This window comes from Caldimonas tepidiphila, from assembly GCF_003569765.1.
GTDB lineage: Bacteria > Pseudomonadota > Gammaproteobacteria > Burkholderiales > Burkholderiaceae_C > Caldimonas > Caldimonas tepidiphila.
In genome coordinates this window covers 1-588 of sequence record NZ_KZ983978.1, presented here as the reverse complement: position 1 = coordinate 588, position 588 = coordinate 1, and the positions used below count along the sequence as shown (strand labels likewise).

Here is a 588-nt window from a genome sequence, read left to right as displayed (position 1 = left end):
GCCGGCCTGGAGAGCGGCTTCGTGCGGCGACACGTTGTTCGTGTCCTCGATGAAGTCGCCGAGGCTGGTGTCGGCATCGTCGCCCACCGGCGTTTCCATCGACACCGGCTCCTTGGCGATCTTCATGACCTGCCGAACCTTCGCCTCCGGGATGCCCAGCTTCTCCGCCAGGGTCGGCGGATCGATCTCCACGCCGAACTCCTGCAGGTGCTGGCGCGAGATGCGATTCATCTTGTTGATCGTCTCGATCATGTGCACCGGCACGCGGATGGTGCGGGCCTGGTCTTGGCGGATCCACCACGTCGCGTAGGTCGAGAACTTGTAGCCGCGGCGGTACTCGAACTTCTCCACCGCCTTCATCAGGCCGATGTTCCCCTCCTGGATCAGGTCCAGGAACATCATGCCGCGGTTGGTGTACTTCTTCGCGATCGAGATCACGAGGCGCAGGTTGGCCTCGATCATCTCGCGCTTGGCCTCGCGCGATGCGGCCTCGCCCTCGTTCATCTTCTTGTTGATCTCCTTGAGGTCCTCGAGCGGCACCACCGCGCGGGTCTGGAGATCGGTGAGCTTCTGCTGCAGCTCCTGGAT

At 63.1% G+C, this 588-nt stretch carries 1 protein-coding gene; it reads right to left on the bottom strand.

Annotated elements, in window-relative coordinates:
* Positions 1-588: sigma-70 family RNA polymerase sigma factor (locus tag D3A59_RS04100; RefSeq protein WP_240635934.1), on the bottom strand; the 588-nt coding region annotated here is incomplete at both ends.